This is a genomic window from Bacillus sp. LR--39 (assembly GCF_053613335.1).
In genome coordinates this window covers 1-605 of the sequence record NZ_JBSIOT010001190.1, presented here as the reverse complement: position 1 = coordinate 605, position 605 = coordinate 1, and the positions used below count along the sequence as shown (strand labels likewise).

The following is a 605-nucleotide window of genomic DNA, read 5'->3' as shown; positions in this document are numbered from 1 at the left end:
ATCTCTTTTATATCATTGACGGAGATAAATCGGATACCTTCTGACAAACCTTTTATTTTCATTTCCAAAGAGCCCGGTTGTGTTCCCTTCCTCCCTTTTCTATAATAAGGGGAATAGGCAGTTAGAATCACAGTTGAGCACCGGCTCATCTGTTTTGCGAAACAGCCAGACACGGAGGATAGCATGAGAGTATTAAAATACGCCATATTAGGGCTTTTGCGAAAAGGCGAATTGAGTGGATACGATATTACGAGTTATTTTAAAGAGGAGCTCGGCCAGTTTTGGAGCGCCAAGCACAGCCAGATTTACCCTGAGCTCAAAAAGCTGACGGATGAAGGATTTATCACGTTTCGGACAACGATTCAGGGCACAAAGCTGGAGAAAAAGATGTACACCCTGACAGACAGCGGAAAGCAGGAACTGCATGACTGGCTGATCCGCCACCAGCCGATACCCGAGACGGTGAAGGATGAATTTATGCTGAAGGCTTATTTCATTTCTTGTCTATCGCGCCAGGAGGCTTCTGATTTGTTCAAAGACCAGCTGCAAAAACGCCAGGCCAAGCTTTCTGACTTACAGGGAAGCTATGAAAAGCTTATGGCTTC

Annotated in this window: 1 protein-coding gene; it reads left to right on the top strand. The window is 45.3% G+C overall.

Going from position 1 to position 605, the window contains the following annotated elements; genetic code table 11:
- Window positions 1-183: 183 nt before the first annotated feature.
- Window positions 184-605, top strand: a 422-nt coding sequence (padR, locus tag ACWHAR_RS29345) for a transcriptional regulator PadR (protein ID WP_452088727.1), incomplete at its 3' end; no start/stop codon positions are given.